We start from the raw sequence: 24,705 nt of genomic DNA on the forward strand, positions 1-24,705 counted from the left end.
CGAGGGTGCGCCGGAGACGAGCGGACCCGGCGGGGGCGTGGCGAGTGGTGTCGCCGCACCCCCGCCGTGTCTGGGAACGACCGCCGTCATACGCACCGGGCCCGGACGGGTCTGGGAAGCGACGGCCGGCACCCTTCGCGTCTTCGGCCCCCACCGGGTGGACCGGGTCGACGTGGCCGCGTCCTGCTCCCTGCTGCACGTCCCGCTGGACGCCGATGCCGAGCGCGACATCGATCCGCAGATCCGGCGCCGGCCCGCCTTCGCCCGCCAGAAGACGGCCGAGGTCACCACGCCGGCCCGCGCGATCGCCCAGGGCGCCGACGCCATCCCGGCCGAACTGGCCGCCAACCGCGCCGACCTGGCCTGCCGGGCGCACTCCCCGATCACCCACGACCCGGCCGTCCGGGCCCGCGCCGCGGCGATCACCGGGGCCGACGGCCGCCGCGCCCGGCCCTACGCCGACCGAGCGGCCGCCCAGCGCACCCACCTCGGGCTCCCGCTGCTGCCCACCACGACCATCGGCTCGCTCCCGCAGACCGACGAACTGCGCGCGGCCCGCGCCGACCTGCGGGCCGGCCTCATCGACACCGCCGGGTACGAGGAGCGCATCGAGGACGAGATCCGCGAGGTCCTCGCCTTCCAGGAGGAGACCGGCATCGAGGTGCTCGTGCACGGCGAGCCCGAACGCAACGACATGGTCCAGTACTTCGCCGAGGAGCTGACGGGCTACCTCGCCACCCAGCACGGCTGGGTCCAGTCCTACGGCACCCGTTACGTGCGCCCGCCGGTCCTGGCCGGGGACATCTCCCGCCCCGATCCGATGACGCGCGCTGGACGGCGTACGCGCAGGCCCAGACGGCCAAGCCGGTCAAGGGCATGCTGACCGGCCCGGTCACCATGCTCGCCTGGTCCTTCGTACGCGACGAGGTCAACGACCTGGAGGCGGCCCGCTCGCACGTGCAGGTCGCCCGAGCGCTCGCCGCGCACGGCTACCCGCGCGAGGCCGGACCCGGCGTGTGGGACATCCACGCGCCGCGCGTCCCCTCGACCTCCGAGGCCGCGGCCCCTGCTGCGCGAGGGACTTGAGGCGATCCCGGCCGAACGGCTCTGGGTCAACCCCGACTGCGGCCTGAAGACCCGCGGTTAGAAGGCGGTCCAGGTGAAGGCGACCTTGTCGCCGGCCTTCAGCTTGAACTGGCAGCCGCCGACGGGCGTCGGGGTGCCGTTGACGGAGATGCTCCAGTAGGCGGAGCCGCCGCCGTTGACGTTCTTTATCGTGTCGACGGAGAAGTCGTCGAACGAGGCGTACCAGGTGCCGTCCCAGGTGAAGTGCTTCTTCTTGGCGGCGTCGTCCAGGGCGGCGGTCGGCGTGGGCACGGCGCTCGGGTTGGCCGAGCCGTTGGTGCCGTCGCACGTGTGGGTGCCGCCGGTGACCGTGGTCACGTCGTGGCCCTTGGTCTTGATCTTGCCCTTGAACAGCAGTCCGTTCGGACCCTGGACCGTGACGTTGACCTTGACCGGGGCGTTCGTGTTCGGGACCGGCCCGGCCTGGGCGACCGCGGGCGCCGTGGCGAGCGCGAGCCCCAGGACGGCCGAGGTGACGAGGGTGCGGCGGGCGAGGTTCGGGCGCATGAAGTGCCTTTCGGGCTGGGCCGGTTCACAGCGCGCGCCCGTCCGCCACGGCAACTGCCACCGGCGCCGGTGCCCGGAAGTGGCGGGCAGCGGCCGCCGGTGGGCCGGCGGCTCAAGGCTCCGCGCTGCAGACCATGGCAGTGGGAAGCGGTACGGACCGCGTGCTGGGCTCTCCGACTCGGAGCGCGGATGCGCCCCACACGGTTGCAGGTCAGCGCCGGATTCCCACCGACTTCCCCCAGGTCACACGGCGATTCAGTTGTCGCCCGTACGACCGGGCAGACGCATCGTACGTGGTGCGGACGGCCGCGTCACTGCTCCTGTGGAGGTTTGCCCTCCGCCGCGGACACCTCGACGAACTCCACCTGGCCCTTGGCGTTGAGGCGCAGGATCGGGACGGCCTTGTTGCGCGGATTGCCGTTGTTCTGGAAGGAGATGAACCCGCTGGCCCCGGCCACCTGCTGGGTGCCGTCCATCTGGTGGAACATCCGGGCCACCGCGTCGCCGACGACCTGGCCCTGCCAGCGCGCGGCCATCTGGATGCCGTGCGCCGCGGCGAGGACCGCGTCGTGGCCCATCAGGGCCCCGCCGTCCTCCCGGGGATCGTGCGGGAACCACTGGTCCAGCAGCCCGCCCGGCTGGAAGTTCTTCGCGGAGGGCGCGGACACCGCCTGCGGTGCCGAGCGGTACATGTCCGGGTGGGAGAGGCCGGTGTAGAGCACCTCGATGCCCGTCCCGGCGGCGCGGGCGAGCTGCTCGGCGCTCAGGTTGGTCGTGTCGTCCCCGGTGAACACGGTGAACCGCTGGTCGGTGCAGCTGCGGTTGGCGAGTGCGTCGAGGAAGCGGGTGAGGTGCAGGCCGCGGCCCGCGAAGTAGACGAGCTGGGGGCGCTGCTGGCACAACTGGCCCGGCATGTAGCGCAGTTCGTTCTGCCAGGCACTGCTGACGGAGGAGTCGTAGGTCATCCGCTCGGCGACGAGCCGGTGCTTGTCGCCGTCCTGGAACGCCTTGGTGAAGGCGGTGCCGAGGGTGGAGGCGTACAGGTCCCCCTGCGCCACGTCCTGGATGACGACGGCGGTGGAGACGCCGCGCCGTTTGAGGTAGCCGGCGCCCGCGTACGCCTCGTCCTCGTTGGTGGGGGCGATGCGCACGAAGCCGTTGATGTTCTGGATGTCCGTGGCGGTCAGGGTGGCGCCGACCATCGCGATCCCGTTCTCGGAGAGGCGCTTTATGGCCGCGAGGTTCTCGTCGGTGCTGGGACCGAGGCCGGTCACCGCGACGAGCCGGTCCGGGGAGTCCTTGCGGGCGATCAGCTCGTCGACGGTGTGCTTCCACTGCGTGGACTCGCTGCCCGGGTTGGCGATCAGCAGGCGGATCTTGGGGGTCGCGGCGAGGTCGCCCTGGTTGTGCCGGTACTGGGCGAGGTAGGCGCCCTGGAGTTCGTGGCGGACGCCCTCGGCGGAGTTGCTGTCCTCGGCGGTGGTGGTGAACGAGGTGAAGTAGGCGACGCTGACGTACGGTTCCTTGTCCGCGTTGGCGAGCACCCGGCGGTTCTCCGCCTCGATCTTCCCGCTGACGGAGTCGAGGTGCGGTGCGAAGACGTACGAGCCGTCGCTCACCCCGACGCACTCGTCGGCCGGGCCCTGCTCGACGACCCCGTCGGCGCACCTCGCCTGGCGTTCCTGCAACCAGCCGACGCCCACCCAGAGCGCCGCGGCCAGGGCGACGACCGCGGCCGTGGCGAGCGCGACGCGGCGTACGACGTGCAGGGGCCATTCGAGTCTGGGCATGTGCTCAGGCCTCCCAGCCGGCGGTCTGCGGATCGCGCCAGTGACGGTACCGCTCCGACTCGTTGAACAGGGCCACGATGTCGTTCCTCCGCAGTTGGGACAGCTGGGTGTAGCCGTCGGCGATGATGTCGCCCAGCCGCATGGCGGGGTCGGCGAGCGGATCGCTCCACACCCAGCGAGTGGTCACCAGGGTGTGGATCACGGACTCGGTGTCCACGACGCGCCCGGGCCGGCGCGGGACGAGCCGGCCGAGGAGCTCGAGGGGTCCGCCGTCGGCGGGGAGGCGGTTGGGAGCGGCGGTGATCGTGTCGAACTCCGAGATCCACTGCCCGGCCGGTACGGCGGCGAAGCGCCGGGTCAGGTGGGCGGTGACCTCCTCCGTCCTGCCGAGGGCGAGCTGGTGGTACATCTCCTGCACCGGCTTGCCCTCGTCGCGGTAGTACTCCGCGAGGAGCTCGTGCGCGGCGTCCCACCCGTCCGGGCGGGCGGCCAGCCGCCACAGGAGCAGCCGGCGCAGCCAGGGATGGAGTACGGGGACGACGGCGACGGGCCCGGTCAGCAGCCAGCGCGCGCGGACGTCGCCGAACAGGGAGTCGTCGGGGCTGAGCAGCCGGGTGGCGACGGAGAAGTCCCGGGCGGCGGCGCACTCGGCGAGGGCCGCGCGCCGGGTGGGGTCGAAATCGCGCAGGAGATGGCCGAGGGCGGTGTCGGCGAGGGTGGCCGAGTGCTCCCCGGTGCGCAGCGGCCGGTCGGGCAGGGTGCGCAGCCAGCGGTCCTGCTGGGGGCCCGAGTCCGGGGGCGGCCCGGCCTGGCGCAGCACGTCGAGGACTTGGTGGACGGCGCGCGGCAGCCCTCCGGTGAGCCGGTGCACGAAGGGGGTGAGCCGGGTCAGCGGGGCCAGGTCGCTGTTCCCGCCGAGCTGGAGCTCTATCCGGATCCGCACCTCGTCCAGGTTGAGGTCGCGCAGGCGCAACGGGTACCACCAGCTGTCCTCGCTGTCGCGGGGCGGCCGGTGGGTTCTCCAGTCGGCCAGGGAGGCACGGTCGGGGCCGCGCAGCTGCCAGGGCCAGGAGTCCCCGGTGGCCGGACCCCAGCGGGGCAGCCAGCGGTTGGAGCTGGCGACGACGGTCAGCGGGTCGCTGGCGTGCCCGGCCACGACCGTCTGGTCGTGCCGGGAGCGCAGCAGCAGGTCGAGGAAGCGGCGGCCGTACTCGGTGTGGGAGTTGTCCAGGAGCAGCAGGTAGGAGCGGGGCATGAAATTGCGGGCGGTGTTGCGCCGGAGGTCTTCGAGGAAGGCCGAGAAGAGGACGAGGTCGAGCCGCTCCTGCTCGTTCTCGTCCCCCTCGTGGCGCCAGAGGTTGAGCTCCACGAGGGCTTCCATGGGGTCCGCGCTTCGGGTCATGGGGTGGCGCCCGTACCACTGGGCCCCGGCCGTGAGCCGGTTGCCCAGTCTGCCGCCGAGCAGCCCGGGCATGGTGCGCCGGCCGCGCCGCAGGGCGTCCTGGAAGAGGGCGAGGGCGGCGCTGGAGGCGCCTTCGGGCATGCCGACCGCGCCCATGCCCACTTCGAAGAAGGCGGCCAGGTAGTCGCCGTGCCGGGCCTCGTTCTCCTCCTGGAACCGGTCGAGCTGCTGCTGCACCGCGCGCCGGCCCTCGGCGAGGCTGCGCATGCGCAGCTCCTGGTCGGAGGCGAGCAGGCCGAGGCTGAGCAGTGGGAAGTGGGAGCGGCCGTACCGGGGCAGCTTGCGTTCGAGCTGGCGGGCCAGGAGTCCGAGGGCGTAGCGCGGCAGCAGGGACTGGGCCCCGCCGAAGTTGACGAAGGCGAAGGGGTAGTCGGGCCCGAAGCGTTCCATGAGCGCGCTGTGCGCCTCGCTGGCTCCGCTGCCGGCCGGGCCGAGGAGCATGGTCAGGGGCCTTTCGGCCGCCGGGCTCTCCTTCAGGCACGAGTCGACCAGCGACAGGATGCCGCTGCGGCCCCGCAGGCCCATGCCCGTACCCGGCTCCATCACGTGTGATCCCCCCCAGGACAACGCTTCGAGGAGTAGAGCCTGCCATCCGGAGCCGGACTCAGACAGGGGTTTCCGCTCCTTGATTGGTTTTCGGGTCGCCGGCCGTCCGTCCCGCACGCGCGGTGCGGGTCGCCGGGTCTCCCCTCCGGGACGATACTGAAGGTCACGGTGCGTGGAGGCGACATGCGTGAACCGGAGGAGCGCGGCCCGAAGCCGGCCTCGGTGCCCGCCGGCGAGACGGCGGCGGTCGTACTGAACGCCGAAGGCGTGGTGATCGCCCGCTCGGAGTCGGCCGCGACCCTGCTGGAGTGCTCCCCGGGGCAGCTGTGCGCCCCCTTGCTGGAGCTCCTGTCGCGCGCCGGAACCGAGCCGGGACCGGCCGGGCGCCGTACGACGGGCACGACGCGTACGGCGGGCACGACCCGCACGACCCGCACGACCATCACCGGTGGTGAACACGCAGGTCAGAGCATCCCCCTGGACTGCACGCTCGTCCGGCTCACGGCCCACACCCGAGGCGATCGCGACGCCGGGGCGCGGTGGCTCGTCCTGGTCGAACCGACGCGCACCCCGGCGGCGTCCGACGCGGCGGCGGCGGCGGTGGAGGCCGCCGCGTCCGACGCGGAGGGCCGCCGGACCGCGCTGTCCCACGCGGCCGCCGCGAGCATCGGGGCCTCCCTGGACGTGACGGACATGGCCCAGATCCTCGTGAACCTCCTCGTCCCCGACTTCGCCGACCTGGCGACCGTGGACCTCGCCGAGCCGGTGCTGGTGGGCGACGAGCCGCCGCACCACGACACCAGCGGGGAAGTCCGCCTGCGCCGGACCGCGACCGCGCAGAGCCCGGGGATCTCCGCGGAGGACCTCCTGCCCGTCGGAGAGGCGCTCCCGCCCGTCCCGGACGCCGAGGTCATGCGCCCCCTCATGGAGGGACGGCCGGTCCTGGTGCCCGACGTCGCCGTCCTGCGCGCGACGCTCGGGGTGGACCCCGAGACCCTGCGCCAGTTCGTCCCGAGCGGGGCCCACTCCTCCGTGGCGGTGCCGCTCTACGCACGGGGCCTGATCCTCGGCTGCGTCACGGTCTGGCGCAGCCAGCTGCCCGCCGCGTTCGACGAGGAGGACGCCGCCGTCCTGCACGACGTCGCCTCGAGGGCCGCCCTCGGCGTGGACAACGCGCGCCGCTACACGAAGGAGCACCGGTCGGTGGTGGCCCTGCAGCGAAGCCTGCTGCCGCACTCCGTCCTGAACACGGCGGCCGCCGACACCGCGGGGATCTACCAGCCGGCGGGCGGCGGCGCCGGGGTCGGCGGGGACTGGTTCGACGTGATCCCGCTGCCGTCCCTGCGCGTCGCGTTCGTCGTCGGCGACGTCGTCGGGCACGGACTCGAGGCCACCGCGGCCATGGCACGGCTGCGGACCGCCGTGCAGACCCTGGCCGACCTCGATCTGGATCCTGGGGAGCTGCTCACGCACCTGGACGACCTGGTGCTCGGCTTCTCCAACGAGCAGATGGCCGGCGAGTCCCGCGCGGAGCCCGCGGTGCTCGGAGCGACGTGCCTTTACGCCGTCTACGACCCGGTGACCAGGCGGTGCGCCGCCGCCACCGCGGGGCATCCGCCGCCGGCCCTGCTGCCACCGGGGGAGGAGCCGTTCTTCCTGGAGATGGTGCCGGGACCACCGCTGGGCGTCGGCGGCATGCCCTTCGAGGTGACGGAGTTCGAGGTGCGACCCGGCAGCCTGCTGGCGTTCTTCACGGACGGCCTCGTGGAGCGCCGCGGCGCTGACATCGAGGAGGGGCTCGAAAGACTCCGGAGCTCGCTCGCCGGCGCCGGCCCCGGCCGGCCCCTGGGCGAGATCAGCCAGGTCATCTGCGACAAGGTGCTGGACCCGGAGCCCACCGACGACGTCGCGCTGCTCCTCGCCCGCACCCGCGCGCTCTCGTCCGACCAGGTCGCCGAGTGGCAGATCGAAGCCGACCTGTCCCGCGTGGCGCACGCCCGCGAACTGGTGGTGGGCCAGCTGTCCGACTGGCAACTGGACGAACTGGGCTTCGTGACGGAGCTCGTCGCCAGCGAACTCGTCACCAACGCCATCCGCTACGCGGGCGGCCCGGTCGGGCTCCGGCTGATCCGCGACCGGGTGCTCGTCTGCGAGGTGTCCGACCCCAGCGGCACCCAGCCGCGCCTGCGCCGCGCACGGGAGACGGACGAGGGCGGGCGGGGCCTGTTCCTCGTCGCCCAGCTCACCGACCGCTGGGGCAGCCGGTTCACCCCCGACGGCAAGACCATCTGGACGGAGCAGGCGATGGACGGCACCCCGTAGGCTGAACCGTGGACTTCCGGCAGCTGACGTACTTCCTCGCCATCGTGGACCAGGGCGGCTTCAACCGCGCGGCCGCGGCACTCTACGTGTCGCAACCTTCCCTGTCCCAGGCCATCCAGGCCCTGGAGCGCGACCTCGGCGACACCCTGTTCCACCGGCTGGGCAGGAGGGTGGTCCTGACCGAGGCCGGCGGTGCACTGGTGCCACGGGCACGGGAGGCCCTGCACGCCCTGGAACTGGCCAGGGCCAGCGTCGGCGCCGTCAGCGAGCTGCGGGCCGGGCGCCTGGAGATCGCCGCGATGGCCTCACCCACGGTCGAACCCCTCAGCACCATGATCCGGCACTTCACCGAGCGTCATCCGGCGGTTTCGCTCAGCCTGCGCCTGGCCCTCACCCGCGAGGACGTGGTCGAGACGGTGCGCACGGGAGGCTGCGAACTGGGACTGCTGACCACCCCGGCGCCGCTGTCGAGCCGGGACGTCTTCGCGCACCACGTCGGAGACGACAGGCTCGTCCTGGTCACCCCGGCGGACGGCCCCTTCCCGGCCGGAACGGCGGTGCGGCGCGAGCAGCTCCAGGGGCAGCGGCTCATCGTCGGGCAGCGGGGGACCGGGATCCGCGCCTACGTCGACGACCTGGCGGAGCGCGGCATCGACATCCGCATCGCGGTGGAGAGCGAACACCGCATGGCCTTCCTGCCCCTGGTGCTCGGGGGCGTCGGACTCGCGGTGGTCACGGAGTCCTGGGCCGACCTGTCCAGGCGGGCCGGAGCCCTCGTCCTCGACCTGGAACCGGCCTCCCTCCAGCACAACGTCCTGGTCAGCCGCAAGGCGCGGCTGACGCCCGCCGCCCGCGCCTTCCTGGAGATCGCCGTCCCCGTCCCCGACCCATAGGAGCAGCCTATGAGGCACATCGGGGATACGTGTTGGACCCGGACGGCGCCCGGTTGCTGGAATGCGAGCCATGACCACGACGCACCACAGCATCGCCCTCATACCCGGTGACGGCATCGGCACCGAAGTCCTCCCGGCGGCACGGGAGGTCCTCGACACCCTCGGGCACCGCCACGGCATCACCTTCGCCTACGAGGAGTTCGACTGGTCCTGCGAGCGGTACCTGCGCCTCGGATCGATGATGCCCGAGGACGGTCTGGACCGGCTCCGCCGCCACGAGGCGATCCTGCTCGGCGCGGTCGGCCACCCGGGCGTGCCGGACCACGTGTCCCTGTGGGGGCTGCTCATCCCGATCCGCCGGGCCTTCGCCCAGTACGTCAACCTCCGCCCGATCCGCGTGTTCGACGGCCTGCCCAGCCCCGTGCGCGCGGCCGTGCCCGGCGAGGTGGACTTCGTGGTCGTACGGGAGAACACCGAGGGCGAGTACAGCGAGATCGGCGGCCGGATGAACCGCGGGCGTCCCGACGAGATGGCCGTGCAGCAAGCCGTGTTCACCCGGGCGGGAGTGACCCGGGTCCTCGACTACGCCTTCCGCCTCGCCGAACGGCGCGGCGGCCCCCTCACCTCGGCCACGAAGTCCAACGGCATCGTGCACACCATGCCGTTCTGGGACGAGCTGGTGGCCGAGCGTGCCGCCGCGCACCCCGCGGTCGAGTGGAACCAGGAGCACATCGACGCGCTGGCGGCCAAGTTCGTCCTCGACCCCGCCCGCTTCGACGTCGTCGTCGCCTCCAACCTGTTCGGGGACATCCTCAGCGACCTCGCGGCTGCGGTGGCCGGCGGCATCGGCATCGCACCGTCCGCCAACCTCAACCCGGAGGGCGAGCACCCCTCCATGTTCGAGCCGGTCCACGGCTCGGCCCCCGACATCGCCGGGCAGGGCATCGCCAATCCGATCGGCGCGATCTGGTCCGCCGCCATGATGCTCGACCACCTCGGCCACCCCGGGGCCGCGGCCGACATCACCGGCGCCATCGCCCGCGTGCTCGCCACCACCCCCGTGCGCACGCGCGACCTCGGCGGCCGCGCCTCCACCACCGAGTTCACCGCCGCCGTCCTGCGCCACCTCTGACGGGCGCCGGTCCCGCCGGTCCCGCCGAGACGGCCGGGAGAGGCCTGCCGGGCGAATAATCCGGTGCCCCGGCAGGCCGGGCTCATTACACTCGCCTTCATGCGCCGCAGCACATCACGGCGCGTCCGTCGCCGAGTTGGGGAAAGGGGAACCGGGCCATGTGCCGTCACCGCACCGCCGCCTTCGTTCCCCCCGCGCGCTACGACGTGATCCCGGTGTCCCGGATCGCACGGTGCCGGCCGCGCGGCCGCCACCGTATGCCCGTGACGCACGCCTGACCTCCGGGCTCCGCCCGCCGACCGCCCGCGCCCGCCGCCCGCCCGGCCCCGACACACAGGGGCCCGGCCGCGGCGCGCGTCCGGCGGTGCACGGCGCGGCCGCCTCCGGACGGCTCCCTTCCGGAGCCGCACCCCGGCCGTCAGGACCGACGACCGAAGCCCGCCGCGTCCGGGAATCGCGCTGCCCTCCTCCTCACCGTACGAAAGGCCACCGGGCCATGCGCACCCACCAGCGACCCCTCCCCACCGCTTCCCCCGCCTCCGCCGCCCTCACCACCCCCGCCCTCGCCCCCATCCGTAATCGGGGCATCCTCCCGCACGGGGACGCGGCCACGCCGACGAACACCGCACGTGCACTCTCCCCCACCGGCGCCGGCCACAACCGCGGGCGGAGAACCGCGCGTTGAAGCCGGCGGGCGCCTCGCCGGGCGGCCGCCGCACGACGCACGGGTGTGGCAGGCCTTCGCGGCCCCCGCCGGCTTCAACGCGCGGTTCTCCGCGATCTGGCGCCGCTTCGCCTACCGCGTCGGCGCCCAACAGGCCCGGGTCCACCCCCCGCGCCGCGGCCCCGTGCTCTGGTTCCCGCGGCCGCTCCACGCGTACGCCATGAACGAGGCCCGCGCCGCGCCGGTCGGCGAGCACGACCTCGCCGTCCACCTCCGCGACGTTGAGGTGGAGCGGGTTCACCGACACCTTGAGCCGCAGCGCGGTCGCGGCGGCCGTCGTGGAGGTGGTCTCGGTGGCGGAGAGCTCCAGGCTGACCAGCCCGACCTCCGGCACCTCGACCTTGGTCGGGCCCCCCGCCGAGAGCGTGACCCTCTTGCCGAGGACGGTCACCGCGCCGAGGACGTTCGAGGTGGCGACCGGCTTCTCGCCCGCCGCGCAGACGGCCTTGGAGGTGACCTTCTCCACCTCGATGAGGGAGAGGGCGGGCAGGCCCGGCACGTGTACGCGGGCCTTGGCCAGGTTCGCCTCGGCCTCGGCCCGGCTCTTGTCCGCGGTGGCCTTGGAGGTGGCGACATCGGCGCGCAGGACGCTCACCGGCCGGCCGCCCTCGACCCCGTCGAGGGTGACCGTCAGCGCCGTCTTCGCCGCGTCCGCCGGGGCACTCACCTCGTTGAGGGTCGCCTTCAGCGGGATCTGCACGGTCTTGTTGAGCAGGCGCACGTCCAGTCCGGTGCGCAGGACGACGGCACTGGCCTTGCCCTCGCCCGGGTGGGAACCGGTGGCGGAGGCGGGCGGAGCGGCGAGCAGGGCAACCGCTCCCGTGGCGAACAGCGCGGCCACGGGCATGCGGAAGGTGTTGCTGTTCAAGTTGGTGGAACCCCCAGGGAGATGGGAGCCGTCGCGCCGCCAATGGGGGACATTGCGCGCGCCGACGGCCTCGACCCCGGAATCTTTACGCACTGAGAGTGAACGGGTGCCAACCCGGCGTGAGTTCACCCCAAAGGGTGGTTTCCATGCATGGGTTCGAATCAATACACCTCTTGCGGAACGGGAGTTCTCACCCACCCCAGGCATTGCGGACACCCTCCCCCGGGAAGGGCGTGCACAACGACCGTGCGGCCGTCGGCGTCACGCCCCGTCAACCCGGCGCTCAGGCCACCGCCCTGCCGTTCACCACCACCCGCGAGGGCCGCGCCAGCGCCCGTACGTCGGCCCGCGGATCGCTCGCGTAGACGACCAGGTCGGCCGGCGCCCCCTCGGTCAGGCCCGGCCTGCCGAGCCATGCGCGCGCCGCCCACGTCGTCGCCGACAAGGCCTGGAGCGGCGGGATGCCGGCCTTGACGAGCTCGCCGACCTCGGCCGCGACCAGGCCGTGCGGGAGGGAGCCGCCCGCGTCGGTGCCGACGTAGACCCCGATGCCCGCGTCGTAGGCGGACCGGACGGTGTCGTAGCGCCGCTCGTGGAGTCTGCGCATGTGCGCCGACCAGCCGGGGAACTTGGCCTCGCCGCCGGCCGCCATCTTCGGGAAGGTCGCGATGTTCACGAGGGTGGGGACGATCGCGACGCCGCGCTCCGCGAACAGCGGGATGGTGTCCTCGGTGAGCCCGGTGGCGTGCTCGACGCAGTCGATGCCCGCCTCGACCAGGTCGCGCAGGGAGTCCTCGGCGAAGCAGTGCGCGGTGACCCGCGCGCCGAGCCGGTGCGCTTCGGCGATGGCGGCCTCCACCTCGGCGCGCGGCCAGCAGGCGGTCAGGTCGCCGACCTCGCGGTCGATCCAGTCGCCGACCAGCTTGACCCAGCCGTCCCCGCGCCGCGCCTCGCGGCCCACGTACTCGACGAGGTCGGCGGGCTCGATCTCGTGGGCGAAGTTGCGGATGTAGCGGCGGCTCCGGGCGATGTGCCGCCCGGCCCGGATGATCTTCGGCAGGTCCTCGCGGTCGTCGATCCAGCGCGTGTCGGACGGAGATCCGGCGTCGCGGATGAGGAGGGTGCCCGCGTCGCGGTCGGTCAGCGCCTGGCGTTCGGCGGTGTCCGCGTCGACGGGGCCGTGCGCGTCGAGCCCCACGTGACAGTGGGCGTCCACCAGTCCGGGCAGCACCCAGCCCGTGATCTCGGTGGTGTCCGCGGGCCCGCGCGGGCGCTCGTAGGAGACCCGGCCGCCGATCACCCAGAGCTCGTCCCGCACCTCCTCGGGTCCGACCAGCACCCGCCCCTTCACATGCAGCACACCGCTGTCGTCGCTCATGTCGGCACTGTACGTGCGTGCTCGGTAGGCTCTCCAGGTCACTCGGGACGATCCCGGACGACCCCGGACGAAGAGAGCGCCGCCGTGAACCACCCCCTCCTTGACCTTCCGCCCCTCACCGCCGCGCGGTTCGCGTCGATCGAGCGCGGGGTCGCGGAGCTGCTCGGCACCCGGGCGGACGTGGTGATCACGCAGGGCGAGGCGCTGCTGCCGTTGGAGGGCTGCATCCGGTCGGGTGCGCGGCCCGGCTCCACCGCGCTGAACGTGGTCACCGGCCCCTACGGGACCACCTTCGGCAACTGGCTGCGCGACTGCGGGGCGACCGTGGTGGACCTGGAGGTCCCCTTCGACACCGCCGTCGGCGGCGCGCAGGTGGCGGCCGCCCTGGACACGCACCCGGAGATCGACTTCGTCTCGCTGGTCCACGCGGAAGCGGCCACCGGGAACACCAACCCGGTCGCGGAGATCGGCGAGGCGGTACGGGCCCACGGGGCGCTGTTCATGCTGGACGCGGTGGCTTCGGTGGGCGCGGAGCCGCTGCTGCCCGACGAGTGGGGCGTGGACCTGTGCGTGATCGGCGCGCAGAAGGCGATGGGCGGCCCGGCGGGCGTCTCGGCCGTGTCGGTGTCGGACCGGGCGTGGGCCCGCTTCGCCGCGAACGGCTCGGCGCCCCGCCGCTCGTACCTCTCGCTCCTCGACAGGTACCCGCTCTAAACACACCCTAGCCGCACCCCGAGACACGACGTAAGACCCCGCCCACCTGCCGAACGAAGTGGCAGGCGAACGGGGCTTTTTGCTGTTCGGGCCGAGGGCGTGAGGCGGGACTATCGGAGCGCTGCGACGACTCGCGCCCGCAGCGTCTCATCAGCGATCGTGTCCACGCTGCGCCACGCGTAGCCGCTTACTTCCTCCTCTTGGAGCGTCACGGCCTGGTCGCCGGTAGCACGGAAGACGTACCGGAAGTCCGCGTGCCAGTGGGCGCCCTCGCCCTTGGCATCGTTCGCCGGGATCGGGTGCACGTCGATGTGCACGGGCGTCGCCTGAACGGGGGCGAGGCTAAGCGTCACGCCCGTCTCCTCGACCAGTTCGCGGAGCGCTGCGCCCAACAGGTTCACGTCCTCGGGCTCAAGGTGCCCGCCCGGGGTCAGCCACTTGTCGAGCGCGTTGTGATGGATGAACAGCGCCTCGCCCCGGTCGTTGACGAGCACAGCGCCCGCCGTGACGTGCCCACGGAACTCCTTCCGGCTAGTCACGTCTGCATCCTGGTCCAGGAGCTCGGCCAGAGGGGCGAGCGCGTGCTTGTCCTCGGGGTGCGCATCGGCGTACTCGGCGAGGGTCGTGCGGATGTGGTCTGCCGTGATGGGCATTCGATCACCTGTTGTAGTAGTGGAGCCAGGTCGCCGCGATGGCTTCCCGGTCTGCGGTGGGCACCTCGTACATGGCGGCATCCAGCCCGCCGCGAGCCAGCATGGCCGCGCCTGCGAGGATCTCGGCCTGAACGAGGAAGATGAACGGTCCAACGCTCGCGCCGTGGATGAAGTTGACCGCCTCGCCCCCGTTCAGCAGATAGAAGTAATGCCCGGTCGTGCTGTAGCGGCTCACGTGCTCGCCGGCGCTGTCCCGGATGTAGCCCGAGGGCAGTCCGCTCAACTCCAACTCGTCTTCCGAGCTGGTCACGGTCGCCACGTAGGCCCCGTTCTTGAGCTGCGGGAAGTCCTCGCCGCGCAGGGACAGTGACCCTGTTGCGCAGAGGACGAGTCCGGCTGTGGCTATGGCCTGGTCTCGGTCCCGGGCCACTTCGAAACCCTGTGACATGGCCTGTGCACGCCGCACAGGGTCGATGTCGTAGACGATGACCCGCACACCCTTGACGTGCAGCAGACGGGCGATGCTGGACCCGAGCTTGCCGAACCCGAGGACCAGAGCCGGACGCCCGTGCAGGATGTCCCCGCGCTGCCTCAACAGCGCTTCGGCGGAGAACACCACGGACTGCCCGACCAAGAAGTCTTCCGGATCTTTGAGCGGGCTCCGGGCCACCGAAACGACCGGGCACGGCAGCTTGTCCCGCTCGGCATAGCGCTTGTGACCGTTCTCGGTGTCCTCGACCACTCCGAGGATGGTTCCCGAGAACCGTTCACACAGCGCGTCCAGCGAGGGAGCGAAGTACCCGCCAACGTCGAGCAACACGACACTCTCGCCGGCTGCCCTGGTCTCCAGGTACGTCACGGCGGTGTCGGGGTCGCTGAACATGTCGCGGGACAGCTCGTCGCACGCCACCGTTCGTTCAATCTCCCGGCGGGCACTCGCGTGGATGGACTTGGGCTTGGGCAGAACGGCACGCAGGTGCGACACCTTGCCCACGGCCCCGACGAACGCGGGCCGCTCGGGCAGCAGATGAGTGATCAGCAGCGAGGACGGACGCTCGTGCGGCATGAACGCCTCGGCGACCTTGCCAAAGTACGTGTCGAGCCGCGCGCGATCGGCTGTTTCCATGGAAACCCCTTTTCAGTCGTGGTTACGGGGTCGAGTCGAGAGGTCAGCGGCTGAACTGAGCCCACACGGCCTTGCCGGGATTCCGCTCGCGCACGCCCCACGAGTCCGAGAGGGCCATGACGAGAGCCAGCCCGCGCCCGCCCGTCGCGTCTCACATTGGTCTGCGGAGGCTGCGGCATACGCCTGCCGCTGTCGTGCACCTCGATGCGCAGGCCGTCTTCGACGCACACCAGCCGGAGCAAAAAGCCGCGCCCCGGCGGCACCCCGTGCAGGACGGCGTTCGCGGCCAGCTCACTCACGCACTGAACGATGTCCTCCGTGCGGCCGTCCAGCTTCCATTCCTCCAGGGTTGCCCGCGTGAAGCCCCGCGCCCCGGCTACCGCCCGGATCGTTCGCAGATAGAAGCGGTCCCGTGAAAGCGGATTGACCCGCGGTGTCTCCTGCTGCGCTGCCATCACCATGCCGCACCCTCCGCGTCGTCTGCCGGACGATGACAACGCTAGGGAGATGACAATCTCAACTCACAGGAGATTGCACAGGGTTGCACGCCAATTACCCGAGGGCGCTCATGGCAGAAGTGATCAGAACGCGCGCTTGTGCGCCGTAGACGGCCAGCTCTGCCAGTTCGGTGAACGTCTCGGCGTACATGGCCACCTCGCTCGGCTGCGTCAGGGTGAGGTATCCAGAGATCAGCTCCACGTTGACCTGTGCGGTGTCGTAGATCCAGAACCCCTCAGCCGGCCACCGCTCCCGATCCGGCCGCATGGGCACGACCCCCAAGCTCACATTGGGAAGCGAGGCAATCGAGATCAAGTGGCCAAGCTGCCCGGTCATGACCTCCGCGCCCCCGATCCCGCACCGCAACACCGACTCTTCCACGAGGAAAGCGAACCGCCGGTCACCCTCGTACAGGACCCGCTGTCGCTCCATCCGGGCGGCCACCGCGTCAGCCACGTCGTCGACCAGGCCGCGCCGTCGCTGGATCGCTTGCAGTGCTGCGGTTGTGTAGGGCTGCGTCTGGATCATGCCGGGTACCAGCCACGAGGAGTACGAACGGAAACGGCGGGTCCGCTGGTACAGCGGTAGGCGGGCCTCCTGAGCCTGCTTGAGTCCGGCCCGCTCCATGCGCCGCCATCCCACCCACATGCCCTCGGCAGTCCGCAGCGAGGCAATCAGGTCTTCGGTCTGATCCTCGGCCCCGCACGCCTGGCACCACGCCCGGATGTCATCAGCGGAAGGGGGCGTACGGGCATTCATGATTCGAGAGGACTTGGACGGGTGCCACTCGCAGCGCTCGGCGATATCGCGCCCGGACAGGCCGGCATCCCGGCACAGCTCAGCGAGACGATCCGCTAGAGCCTGCCGGGCTTGCTGGGCATTGGAGTATGCAGAAAGAGCCATGGTGCGTATTCGTCAGACCGGCCGGTACTCCGCGTGCGGGACGGCCCGCTCCCACGCCGCCTCGTACGCCGTCGCGTACTGGGTGGCCAACGCCGGGTCGTGGTGGACCTCCATGCGCGGACCGGTCCACTGACCCTCGCCGCTGAAGTGGTGCAGGATCACGGTCTCCTCGTCCACAACCCATCCGTCCAGCACGGGAAGCAACAGATCACGGGCACGGGATCGCGGCAGCCAGCGCACATCCTCCCCCGCTGCAACATTCGAGAACGTGCCGTCGTACTCGTACCGCACGTAGTCACTCAACGGCTCGGAGACGACGCGCAGGCGCCGCATGACCACGCCTCGGCCGGTCGTCTCGGCCACCACGTCCAGCCACGACCGCCACCACGACTCGCGGTCGGCAGGGTCGTACCGGTGCCCCTCCTGCCAGCGGATGAACTCCGGGTCATCCCGCATGTAGCTGTCCCGCATCTCAAGGTGCATGGCTGACCGCTGCGCCTTGGCGAGTGCTTCACGTACCGCTGTTGCCACCGTTGTCCTCACTGTCCGGGCGGGGGATGAACTGGAGCATGTTCGCAGGCAGCCGGATCACGGTCTCGTGGTCCGGTACGTCCGTGGAGTGGCCGGGCACCGAGCCGACCTCCTGCGCCTGCCGAATGGTCTGCTCGTCGGCTTTCCACGACTGGATGATCAGGTCGCCGGTCGTGTCGTCCAGCCAGATCGTGGGCGATCCGTCGTCCGGGGTGTTCGGCCAAATCCCCAGGAACTTTAGGGCCATTGAGCACTCCTCTACCGAATGGATTGCATCGACGTGCACGAGCCTCACCCCTCCGACCGGTCAGCGCAAGGGCGCATACAGACACTGCGACGGCGCTGAGGCCATATGCAGAAAGCCCCCGCACCCGCCCCCGAGAAGGAGACGAGCGCGGGGGCTCTGTTGTGGGGTTGTGCTCTGGGCTAGTCCCACACGTCCGAGTCGTCGTCCTCGGGCTCCGGCAGGGTGATGCTGGTTCGGGCGCTCGGAGACAGTCCGAGTTCGCGGATGTATCGGGCGAGCTGCGTGCGGTACTGACCGGCGATCGTGGCGGCGCCGTTCTTCACGGTCCCACGCTCGGCGGTCACGATCAGCCCGCGCTTGGAGAGGTCCCGCTCCGCCTGGTCGATGCGGGCGACACACACGCACAGGTCCTTGACCGTCGTGTGGTCCACCTCCCCGATCCCCGCTGCCACTTCCAGGATCGGAACGATCCGGCGCCACTCCTCCGACGCGACAGCACGACAGCGGACGTTCGCCGGCTCAACTTCGGGGTCGGGTGAGGACTTGAACACCTCGGACCAATCCGGCTCGGTGAGGATGGCGCGCGGGACAATCACGCCTTCCTTGATTGCGGTCTTTGAAGGGTTACCTTCCCGCGCCCGCTGGACGGCTGATTTCGTTCTATATCTGTCTGCCACCTATTCACACCCTCTGATTACGGGCCCTCTGCGGGCCTCCAAAAACGTCCACAGCCCCGGCATGCTGGCGGCGCCTCCCTGCCGCTCGGGCGTGAGAGGGGAAGGGGGTACCCCCCTGGTCAGAACGGCGGACGCTCGCCGGATTGGAGCCGCGAACGCGCTTCCGCAGCGAACCCGCCCGGTTGATGCTTCGCGGTCTCTCGGTTGTGGCACGCGACGCACAACGGGCGCAGATGTCTCGGCCCGTCAGGGTTCGCCTCGCCCCGTGCGAGCAACTCCCTGCGGGACAGCGGGAAGTGATCCGCCACGTTCGCGAGGCGACCACACAGCACGCACCACGGATGCTTGTAGAGGTAGGCCCTGCGGATGCGCTGCCACCGTGTGTCATAGACAGCACCCCGTGAAGCACGGTCCGCGTTCGCCTCCCTCTCATGCTCGGCACAGCGTCCGCCGGCTCGGGTGAGCTCAGGGCAGCCGGGTACCGAGCACGGGGGGCGGGGTCGTCTAGGCATACGCCTCCAAGCGGAATCGGCGGCAACACCCGTTCGCAGCAGTCCAGCTCGCCACGCAAGGTGTGGCTGCATACCTTGAGTTGTAAATTCGTAGAACCAAGCCAGGGAGAGACGATGTCCGTATCCGGAACTCAGAGCCCGAGCGAGTTTCTCGGCAAGCTGCGAAGCGGCACGCTCGGCGCACCGATTCAAATTGTCGGCATGGTGCGAGAGGTTGAAGAGCGTGACGACCGGTTCGAGTTCACTTTCGACTGAATCAGCTGGATTTCAATCCCACTCGCAATGATTGAAGACGTCGCACCTCTCGGTCCCGCTGCATGTAAAGACCATACGCATCAAGTGGCTCAAATCTGCCTTAAGGAGCCCGAATCCGATGAGGCGAGTGTGCTTGCTCGCCTAGTCGTGGAATATCAGCAGCGGTCCATGAAGCTCAGAATGGATGACACGGGAGGGGATGCATACGGCAATCCCCCGGCTAGCCAATGTGCAAATTGTATGCACGTGCACTGTCCGGACAGGACCAACTTCTTCGCGTGGCTCAATTGCGTGCGAAAGCATTGCGATCCGACTTGTGCCTGACCCCGCCATGTCCGCTACACCGCACCCCTTCCGCTCCGTACAGGCCTGGTTAGGACCGGTACGGGGCGGTGCTCAGAACGGGGTACCAGCGGCCCCGAAGTCCTCGCGAGTCTTGAGCCGATGGCACGGGCGACACAGACTCTGAACGTTCCCGTCCGTGTCCGTCCCGCCCAACGCGAGCGGCTGTACGTGGTCTATGTCGATGGCTGACGCGAGGACATGCCGACCACAGCGCACGCACTTCCAACGGCCTGCCTTACGGACGATCCGGCGGAGCCGAGCGGCAGCACTGTTGCCCCGCGCGAGGATCTCCCGGCGCTTCTCACGCTGTGAAGTGACAGAACGTGCACGCCCCCCGAAGATGAGTCGGCGCATCCGGATTGGATGTTCCATCTTCCGTTAGCTGCTGCCGAGTTCGAGGGAAATGCTGCACCAATTCTGCCCGCCCCTCGCCGCACACTTGACACATTGGATACATGGCGAGAAATCTGCGGCGAATATCAATCCAGCCCGGTCCGGCACCTACCGCGCGTGCCGAGTGAGGAATGGACGGCATGCCGTCCGGTTTACGTCGCATCGCCTACCCTTCGAGAGTTTACGGGCGGGTTGATCGGCTCCCCGTTCGAATGCCGGGGCGTCACGTCAACAGTCACCAGCCGGCCAGGATGCCCAGGGTCCTTCATCCGCTGAATTCCGCGCGGCATGGGTGCCCCGCCATTCACCACGGGAAGGCCCGTTGGGGCATCGGACCACACCGGACGACCCATGACGTCGCGAGGGAAGTACGGGTAGTTCCCTTCCGGTCCAGGGTCAAGAGCGTCAACAGCCACGGCTAGTCCTTGCCCGCAATGTAGGCGTCCCGCTTGGCGCTCAGTTCCTGGTCGAACTCGGCGGCCAGTTCCTCAGCCTTCCTGTCAGCGTGCGACACGATGTCTTCCAAGAGGCGCGAGCCGTACCAGCGCTGCTCGGGAACGGTGGACACCTCACCCAATGCCGACTGCGCCCGCTGGGCCTCGGTCATGACGTGTCCACGCTTGTGGCGGGTTGCCCGGCATTCAACGTAAGCCGCGAACCACGGCTCGGCAGACAGTGCGTCAAGGAACTGCTGCTGAGCGGGCTCGGCGGATGCGGTAACGGCTTCCGCGCGCTCCCGGTACGTCGCTACCACCTCACGGTTGTAGTCCATCGCACGCTCAGCACGCCGAGCGGATTCGGACTCCTGTGCTGCCTGCAACAGCGCTTCAGCGTCCGCGAGCGGACCCGATACCTTTTCCGCCTGTGCTCGCAGCTTCGCGACCTGTGCAGCGGCCTTCTCGATCTCAGCAGACATGATTAGTTGCCTCCCTTGTTCACGTCACGCCCGTACTGCGCGGCAATCTTCTTGTCGTTCTCGTAATGGCCGAGGCTGATGCGGATCAGCGGTCCCATGCGGTCGTACGCGTCCGGGTCGGACGAGCGGAGCGACGCGACGCGCTCCATGGACTCGTTCCACTTCCACGCATCGGCGCGGCGCTGTTCCTTCTTGGTCTGGCGGTCAACTGAGCCGTACCGGTTGCTGTTGTCGTACACGATCACTCCAGGTGTTTTCTGGCATGCGAAAAGCCCCCGTGACTTGCCAAAGGGGCGCAGCGGTCTCATGCGGTTGTTGGGCTAGAACGCGGAGTGCGCGCGGGTTCCAACGCGGGAGAGTGGGCACTCGGTCCGCCGTTCACTCTGCGGTGGGGTGCGCGGTAGTCCCTCTCTCTATTGGGTCGTGGAGTTCGGTGGTTGCGCAGTCGAACGGTTCGGGTGATGCGGTGCCGAACGAGGCGGCCATCTGGGCTCGCACTAGTGGAAGGCGGAGGTTTCCCCTCGCCCGCGCGAAGCAACCGGTTTCCTCCTGACACATGGGGAGAGCAAGCCTTGCCCATGCCTCCGAGCGGCTCGCTGTCCCGGTCCTAGTGGGGAGCAGAGCTTGCCTACGGCTCGTCCGGTGATGCGGTGCCGAAGAAGACGGCTGTCTCTCTTCTTCTATATTTTTTTACGTGTTACTAAAAAACCGGTTGTAACCGTCACTCCAACACCGCTCGCCCCGCTGTAGGACAACCGGAGCCCAAGCCCCGAGGGCGCAGCCGGCGAGCGGGGGCGAGAACGGACCTGGACGCCTGTCTGCGGGCATGAGAAAGCCCCGGCGGTCCACATTGGGTCCAGCCGGGGCGTTCGGGCTCAGGAGTAGCTGTCAGCGGTCGGTGTGGGTGTCTTCAAGCTCGGCCAACACGGCCTCCTCCGCGTGCTCGTGTGCCGCTTTGCGCTTCGCTGCTTGCTGCTCCGGGATGAGACCGGTCACTCGGATTCGATGCTTGGCGGCTCGGGGGAACACGGTCGCCCTCACTTCGAACTCCGTCAGGATCTCCCTGCGGGCAGCATCATCGGGCGCAGAGTGCCACAGGTCCTCGACCCTCTTCCCTGTCGGTACCGAGCGCATACCAGCCGGACGCTCCGGGAGCTCACGGAGTTCGTCCATCTCACGGCCCATCTGCGCGTACCTGGTCCTGAACCACTCCGCGTCATCAGCAGAGTCGTACAACCCCGCCGCACGGTCGTCCCGGAGTCGCTTCCGGTCCGCCTCGAACTCCAGGATGCGGGCCGCGTATCCAGTGCCAGGGTCGTACTCGCGGCGGGTGACCTGCTGAGATCCATAGTGTGCAAGGAACCAGCCTGCGACATGGGCATTCGCCAGGGAAATCGAGCTGGTCGGGGCAGGCTTACACGCCGACGATGCCGGTATGCCTCGAACCCGTCCCGTGCACGCGTAAGCCATGGGGCCACCGGTGCGCCCCGTCACGTACAGGCGCTGACCGCAGTTTCCGCAGAAGGCCAGTCCCGAAAGGAGGTTGACGCTTTTCGGTGCGCGGGAGACGTTGTGGTTCCGCTTCGGTGCGGTCTTGGCTATCAGCGCGTCACGGGTTGCACGGTCCCAGAGGGGGTCTGCGAGCCGTACCGGGTGTCCGTCCCCGCCGAGCACGGCCCGCTCGCCGTGCATGAGGAACCCCAAAGCCGCCTCGCTGGTGAGGATGCCTTTCAGCGTCTTGGCCCGCCACGGGGAGCCTTTGGGACTGCGTCCGTACATCACCGCCCGGTGGTCCGCCGGGGACAGCACTCCGGCGCGCGTCAGACGGGCCGCCTCGGTGGAGCACGTGACGGTGTCTGTTTCGTCGGCGAGGATACGTTCCGCCACGTCCCGGATGATCAGTGCCGCCACGGGATCAACGTCGACATGGTCCACCTTGCCCGTGGGAACGAGCCGAACGAACTGGTAGCCGTAGGAGTTCTTCTGGTGCGGCTGCCCTGCGCTCCGCGCTCGGAGCGTCTCGTCCCGGTTGCGCTTCTGGATGGCCCGCAGCTCCATCTGAGCCCCGAAAGCCTCCATGGACAGACGCATCTCGTCGTTAGGGTCAGCAAGGTCCCAGGGTCCGACGTGGCCGAACGTGACCAGCAGCCGCCCCGACTCGTGGATCATGTACGCGGTGTTCAATACGTCCCGCTGGTTGCGGCCGATCCGGTCGACGGCTGCCCCGACGATGCCGGAGTACGGACCGGCTTCGTTACGCAGCCACGGCCCGAGCCCCGGACGCGTCAGCGGGTCGGTAGCGCCCGAGACCTCCCAGTCATCGGCCCACGCGATGACATGCCCGCCGAGGGTCTCCACGGCGCTCAGCACCTGGTTCATCTGACGCTCAGGGCTGTTCGTCGCGTCCGTCTTGCGACTGAGCCGACGCACCCCCACCAGGCACTTTCCACATCCGTCGTACTCACTCGTGATCATGCGGTCCATCTTTACCCGACCTGTCTCACACGTGCATGTGTGTTTTAGGGGGGTACCTCGACTGGAAGGAGCGCTGGATCGACGCGGGGCGGGGGGCGCTGCCGCACGCTCCGGCGCAGTTGGAGATGCTGGCGCTGGAGGCGTGCTTGGACCGGATCGCGGCCGAGGGCCTGTCCGCGGTGACGGCCCGCCACGCGGCCGCCGCGGCGGCGACCCGCGCGGGCGCGCTGGCGCTGGGCATCGCCCCGTACGTCGGCCGGGTCGCGGCGGCCGCCCCGGTGGCCACGACGCTCCGGGTCCCGGAGGCCTCCCTGGTGGTGGCCAAGGCCCTGGCGGCCGATCCGGCGGCTCCCCTCGCGGCGGGCGGCGGCGCCCTGGCCCGGGAGATGGTCCGGGTCAACCACTACGGCACGGCGGCCTCCCCGGAGACGGTCGACTCCTGTCTGACGGCCCTCGCGGCGGCTCTCGGGCTGCCCCCGGCCGGGGCCCTGGCGGCGGCGGCCGCGGCGTGGTCGGCGGCCCCGTCCGCCTGACGGGGGCGGACGCCGCCGGGCCGGGGAGCCGCTGAAAACCCCGGCCGGGCGTTTCCCGAGGGAGTCAGCCCTCCAGGGCGTTCAGCAGCCGGTCCACGTCCGCCTCGGTGTTGTAGAGGTGGAAGGAGGCCCGCAGGCTCCCGGCGCGGGCGGCGGTGACGATGCCCGCGGCGAGCAGGGCGCCCCGGCGGTCGGCCAGGCCCGGGACCGAGACGATCGGGGACGAGCCGGGGACCGGCTCGTGGCCGAGCCGGGCGAGGCCGGCGCGGTAGCGGGCGGCCAGGGCCGTGTCGTGGGCGCCGACGGCGGCGATGCCGACCCGCTCCAGCAGCGCCAGCGCCGGCTCGGCGGCGTGGTAGGCCAGGAAGGCCGGGGACTCGTCGAACCGCCTCGCTCCGGGCGCCAGTTGCTTCACCGGGCCGTAGATGGAGTCCCACATCGGCTCGGCCGCCACCCAGCCCGCGTGCAGCGGGGTCAGCGTGTCCTGGGCCTCCTCGGAGACCGTGAGGTAGGAGACCCCCCGCGTCGCCAGGAGCCACTTGTAGCCGGCGGCGACCGTGTACTCGTACGGCGCGGCGTCGAAGGGCGCCCAGCCCGCCGCCTGCGTGGCGTCGACCAGCATCCGCGCCCCGTGGGCGGTGGCCGCGGCGCGGACCGCCGCGAGGTCGGCCGCGCGCCCGTCGGCGGACTGCACGGCGCTCAGCGCGACCAACGCGGTGCCGGGCCCGACGGCTTCGGCGAGGGATTCCAGCGGGGCGAAGCGGATCTTGAGGTCGCCGCGCACCACGAAGGGGTTGATGACGGAGGCGAAGTCGCCTTCGGGGAACAGGACTTCGGACCCGGGCGGGAGCGAGGCCGCGACCAGGCCGACGTGCGTGGAGACGGCCGATCCGACGGCCACCCGATCCGGGGCGACCGCGACGAGGCGGGCGAAGGCCTCCCGGGCCCGGTTCACCCGGTCGAAGTCGCCGAAGCCGGCCGGGTCCCCGTCCCCGGCGGCCTCGGCCATCCGCCGCACCTCGGTGACGGCTCCGCGCGGGAGGACGCCGCAGGTGGCGGTGTTGAGGTAGGTGGTGGAATGCGCGAACTCGCCGAGGACGGCCTCGGGCGGAAGGAGATCCATGCCGTCCACTCTGCGCCAGGAGGAAACCAAAGTCCATTGGCGAGTTCCGCGGGTCCA

General features: G+C 70.4%; 20 protein-coding genes, 3 pseudogenes and 1 riboswitch. Of the genes and pseudogenes, 7 read left to right on the top strand and 16 right to left on the bottom strand.

Features of this window, described 5'->3' with window-relative positions; genetic code table 11:
* Window positions 1-160: 160 nt before the first annotated feature.
* Window positions 161-1,144: pseudogene (locus DRB89_RS44865) on the top strand (5-methyltetrahydropteroyltriglutamate--homocysteine S-methyltransferase); the annotation flags it as partial.
* On the opposite strand, the gene DRB89_RS24840 reads toward DRB89_RS44865, so the two are convergent.
* The 3 genes from DRB89_RS24840 to DRB89_RS24850 all read right to left on the bottom strand — a co-directional run bounded on the left by DRB89_RS24840 (window position 1,144) and on the right by DRB89_RS24850 (window position 5,427).
* Window positions 1,144-1,632: a DUF4430 domain-containing protein gene (locus DRB89_RS24840; RefSeq protein WP_112451460.1), complete on the bottom strand. Its 489-nt coding sequence runs from the start codon at window positions 1,630-1,632 to the stop codon at window positions 1,144-1,146. The pseudogene DRB89_RS44865 and the gene DRB89_RS24840 overlap by 1 nt on opposite strands.
* A 145-nt stretch (window positions 1,633-1,777) precedes the next feature.
* A riboswitch (cobalamin riboswitch) is annotated at window positions 1,778-1,916 on the bottom strand.
* 27 nt (window positions 1,917-1,943) lie between these two features.
* A complete protein-coding gene (locus DRB89_RS24845; protein WP_112451461.1) occupies window positions 1,944-3,422 on the bottom strand; it encodes a branched-chain amino acid ABC transporter substrate-binding protein in 1,479 nt (492 codons plus the stop codon).
* 4 nt (window positions 3,423-3,426) lie between these two features.
* A complete protein-coding gene (locus DRB89_RS24850; RefSeq protein ID WP_112451462.1) occupies window positions 3,427-5,427 on the bottom strand; it encodes a hypothetical protein in 2,001 nt (666 codons plus the stop codon).
* Window positions 5,428-5,613: 186 nt separating this feature from the next.
* On the opposite strand from DRB89_RS24850, the gene DRB89_RS24855 reads away from it, so the two are divergent.
* From DRB89_RS24855 to DRB89_RS24865, 3 genes are all read left to right on the top strand, one after another.
* Window positions 5,614-7,752, top strand: a complete 2,139-nt coding sequence (locus tag DRB89_RS24855; protein ID WP_112463417.1) for a SpoIIE family protein phosphatase — start codon at window positions 5,614-5,616, stop codon at window positions 7,750-7,752.
* 8 nt (window positions 7,753-7,760) lie between these two features.
* The gene (locus DRB89_RS24860; protein ID WP_112451464.1) at window positions 7,761-8,645 is read left to right on the top strand and encodes a LysR family transcriptional regulator; all 885 of its coding nucleotides are present in this window, start codon (window positions 7,761-7,763) and stop codon (window positions 8,643-8,645) included.
* A 70-nt stretch (window positions 8,646-8,715) separates the two neighbouring features.
* A complete protein-coding gene (locus tag DRB89_RS24865) occupies window positions 8,716-9,777 on the top strand; it encodes a tartrate dehydrogenase (protein WP_112451465.1) in 1,062 nt (353 codons plus the stop codon).
* Window positions 9,778-10,325: 548 nt separating this feature from the next.
* On the opposite strand, the gene DRB89_RS24875 is transcribed toward DRB89_RS24865, so the two are convergent.
* Both DRB89_RS24875 and DRB89_RS24880 read right to left on the bottom strand, forming a co-directional pair.
* Complete coding sequence (locus tag DRB89_RS24875) at window positions 10,326-11,369, bottom strand: SCO1860 family LAETG-anchored protein (protein ID WP_239516322.1); 1,044 nt, start codon at window positions 11,367-11,369, stop codon at window positions 10,326-10,328.
* Between the two features lie 283 nt (window positions 11,370-11,652).
* Window positions 11,653-12,747, bottom strand: a complete 1,095-nt coding sequence (locus DRB89_RS24880) for an amidohydrolase family protein (protein WP_112449284.1) — start codon at window positions 12,745-12,747, stop codon at window positions 11,653-11,655.
* An 84-nt stretch (window positions 12,748-12,831) separates the two neighbouring features.
* Between DRB89_RS24880 and DRB89_RS24885 the strand changes: the two are divergent.
* Window positions 12,832-13,446, top strand: a pseudogene (locus DRB89_RS24885) (aminotransferase class V-fold PLP-dependent enzyme); the annotation flags it as partial.
* 125 nt (window positions 13,447-13,571) lie between these two features.
* Here DRB89_RS24885 and DRB89_RS24890 read toward each other — a convergent pair.
* The 7 genes from DRB89_RS24890 to DRB89_RS24920 all read right to left on the bottom strand — a co-directional run bounded on the left by DRB89_RS24890 (window position 13,572) and on the right by DRB89_RS24920 (window position 18,015).
* The gene (locus DRB89_RS24890) at window positions 13,572-14,114 is read right to left on the bottom strand and encodes an NUDIX hydrolase (protein ID WP_112449285.1); all 543 of its coding nucleotides are present in this window, start codon (window positions 14,112-14,114) and stop codon (window positions 13,572-13,574) included.
* 4 nt (window positions 14,115-14,118) lie between these two features.
* On the bottom strand, window positions 14,119-15,240 hold the full coding sequence (locus DRB89_RS24895) for an adenosylhomocysteinase (RefSeq protein WP_112449286.1): 1,122 nt from the start codon (window positions 15,238-15,240) through the stop codon (window positions 14,119-14,121).
* A complete protein-coding gene (locus DRB89_RS44870) occupies window positions 15,150-15,701 on the bottom strand; it encodes an ATP-binding protein (protein ID WP_343234527.1) in 552 nt (183 codons plus the stop codon). Before DRB89_RS44870 ends, DRB89_RS24895 begins: the two co-directional genes overlap by 91 nt.
* A 91-nt stretch (window positions 15,702-15,792) precedes the next feature.
* Window positions 15,793-16,641: a helix-turn-helix transcriptional regulator gene (locus DRB89_RS24905; protein ID WP_112449287.1), complete on the bottom strand. Its 849-nt coding sequence runs from the start codon at window positions 16,639-16,641 to the stop codon at window positions 15,793-15,795.
* A gap of 12 nt (window positions 16,642-16,653) precedes the next feature.
* Window positions 16,654-17,172: a DUF6879 family protein gene (locus DRB89_RS24910; RefSeq protein WP_343234528.1), complete on the bottom strand. Its 519-nt coding sequence runs from the start codon at window positions 17,170-17,172 to the stop codon at window positions 16,654-16,656.
* On the bottom strand, window positions 17,153-17,419 hold the full coding sequence (locus DRB89_RS24915) for a hypothetical protein (RefSeq protein ID WP_112449289.1): 267 nt from the start codon (window positions 17,417-17,419) through the stop codon (window positions 17,153-17,155). Before DRB89_RS24915 ends, DRB89_RS24910 begins: the two co-directional genes overlap by 20 nt.
* A 179-nt stretch (window positions 17,420-17,598) precedes the next feature.
* The gene (locus tag DRB89_RS24920) at window positions 17,599-18,015 is read right to left on the bottom strand and encodes a phage terminase small subunit P27 family (protein ID WP_112449290.1); all 417 of its coding nucleotides are present in this window, start codon (window positions 18,013-18,015) and stop codon (window positions 17,599-17,601) included.
* Window positions 18,016-18,722: 707 nt separating this feature from the next.
* Here DRB89_RS24920 and DRB89_RS43125 point away from each other — a divergent pair.
* Window positions 18,723-18,863 (top strand): hypothetical protein, encoded by a 141-nt coding sequence (locus DRB89_RS43125; protein ID WP_162688708.1) that lies wholly within the window; start codon window positions 18,723-18,725, stop codon window positions 18,861-18,863.
* 1,156 nt (window positions 18,864-20,019) lie between these two features.
* On the opposite strand, the gene DRB89_RS24935 is transcribed toward DRB89_RS43125, so the two are convergent.
* The 3 genes from DRB89_RS24935 to DRB89_RS24945 all read right to left on the bottom strand — a co-directional run bounded on the left by DRB89_RS24935 (window position 20,020) and on the right by DRB89_RS24945 (window position 22,992).
* Entirely contained in the window at window positions 20,020-20,517 is a 498-nt protein-coding gene (locus DRB89_RS24935) for a hypothetical protein (RefSeq protein WP_112449293.1), read from the bottom strand.
* Between the two features lie 2 nt (window positions 20,518-20,519).
* Complete coding sequence (locus tag DRB89_RS24940; protein WP_162688710.1) at window positions 20,520-20,756, bottom strand: hypothetical protein; 237 nt, start codon at window positions 20,754-20,756, stop codon at window positions 20,520-20,522.
* A 649-nt stretch (window positions 20,757-21,405) separates the two neighbouring features.
* Window positions 21,406-22,992, bottom strand: a complete 1,587-nt coding sequence (locus tag DRB89_RS24945; protein WP_112453499.1) for a recombinase family protein — start codon at window positions 22,990-22,992, stop codon at window positions 21,406-21,408.
* A 56-nt stretch (window positions 22,993-23,048) separates the two neighbouring features.
* On the opposite strand from DRB89_RS24945, the pseudogene DRB89_RS24950 reads away from it, so the two are divergent.
* Window positions 23,049-23,525: pseudogene (locus DRB89_RS24950) on the top strand (alanine--glyoxylate aminotransferase family protein); the annotation flags it as partial.
* Window positions 23,526-23,589: 64 nt separating this feature from the next.
* Here the strand turns inward: DRB89_RS24950 and DRB89_RS24955 are convergent.
* Complete coding sequence (locus DRB89_RS24955) at window positions 23,590-24,648, bottom strand: aminotransferase class V-fold PLP-dependent enzyme (protein WP_112453500.1); 1,059 nt, start codon at window positions 24,646-24,648, stop codon at window positions 23,590-23,592.
* Window positions 24,649-24,705: the final 57 nt, after the last annotated feature.

The sequence above is a fragment of the Streptomyces sp. ICC4 genome, from assembly GCF_003287915.1.
Classification (GTDB): Bacteria; Actinomycetota; Actinomycetes; order Streptomycetales; family Streptomycetaceae; genus Streptomyces; species Streptomyces tritrimontium.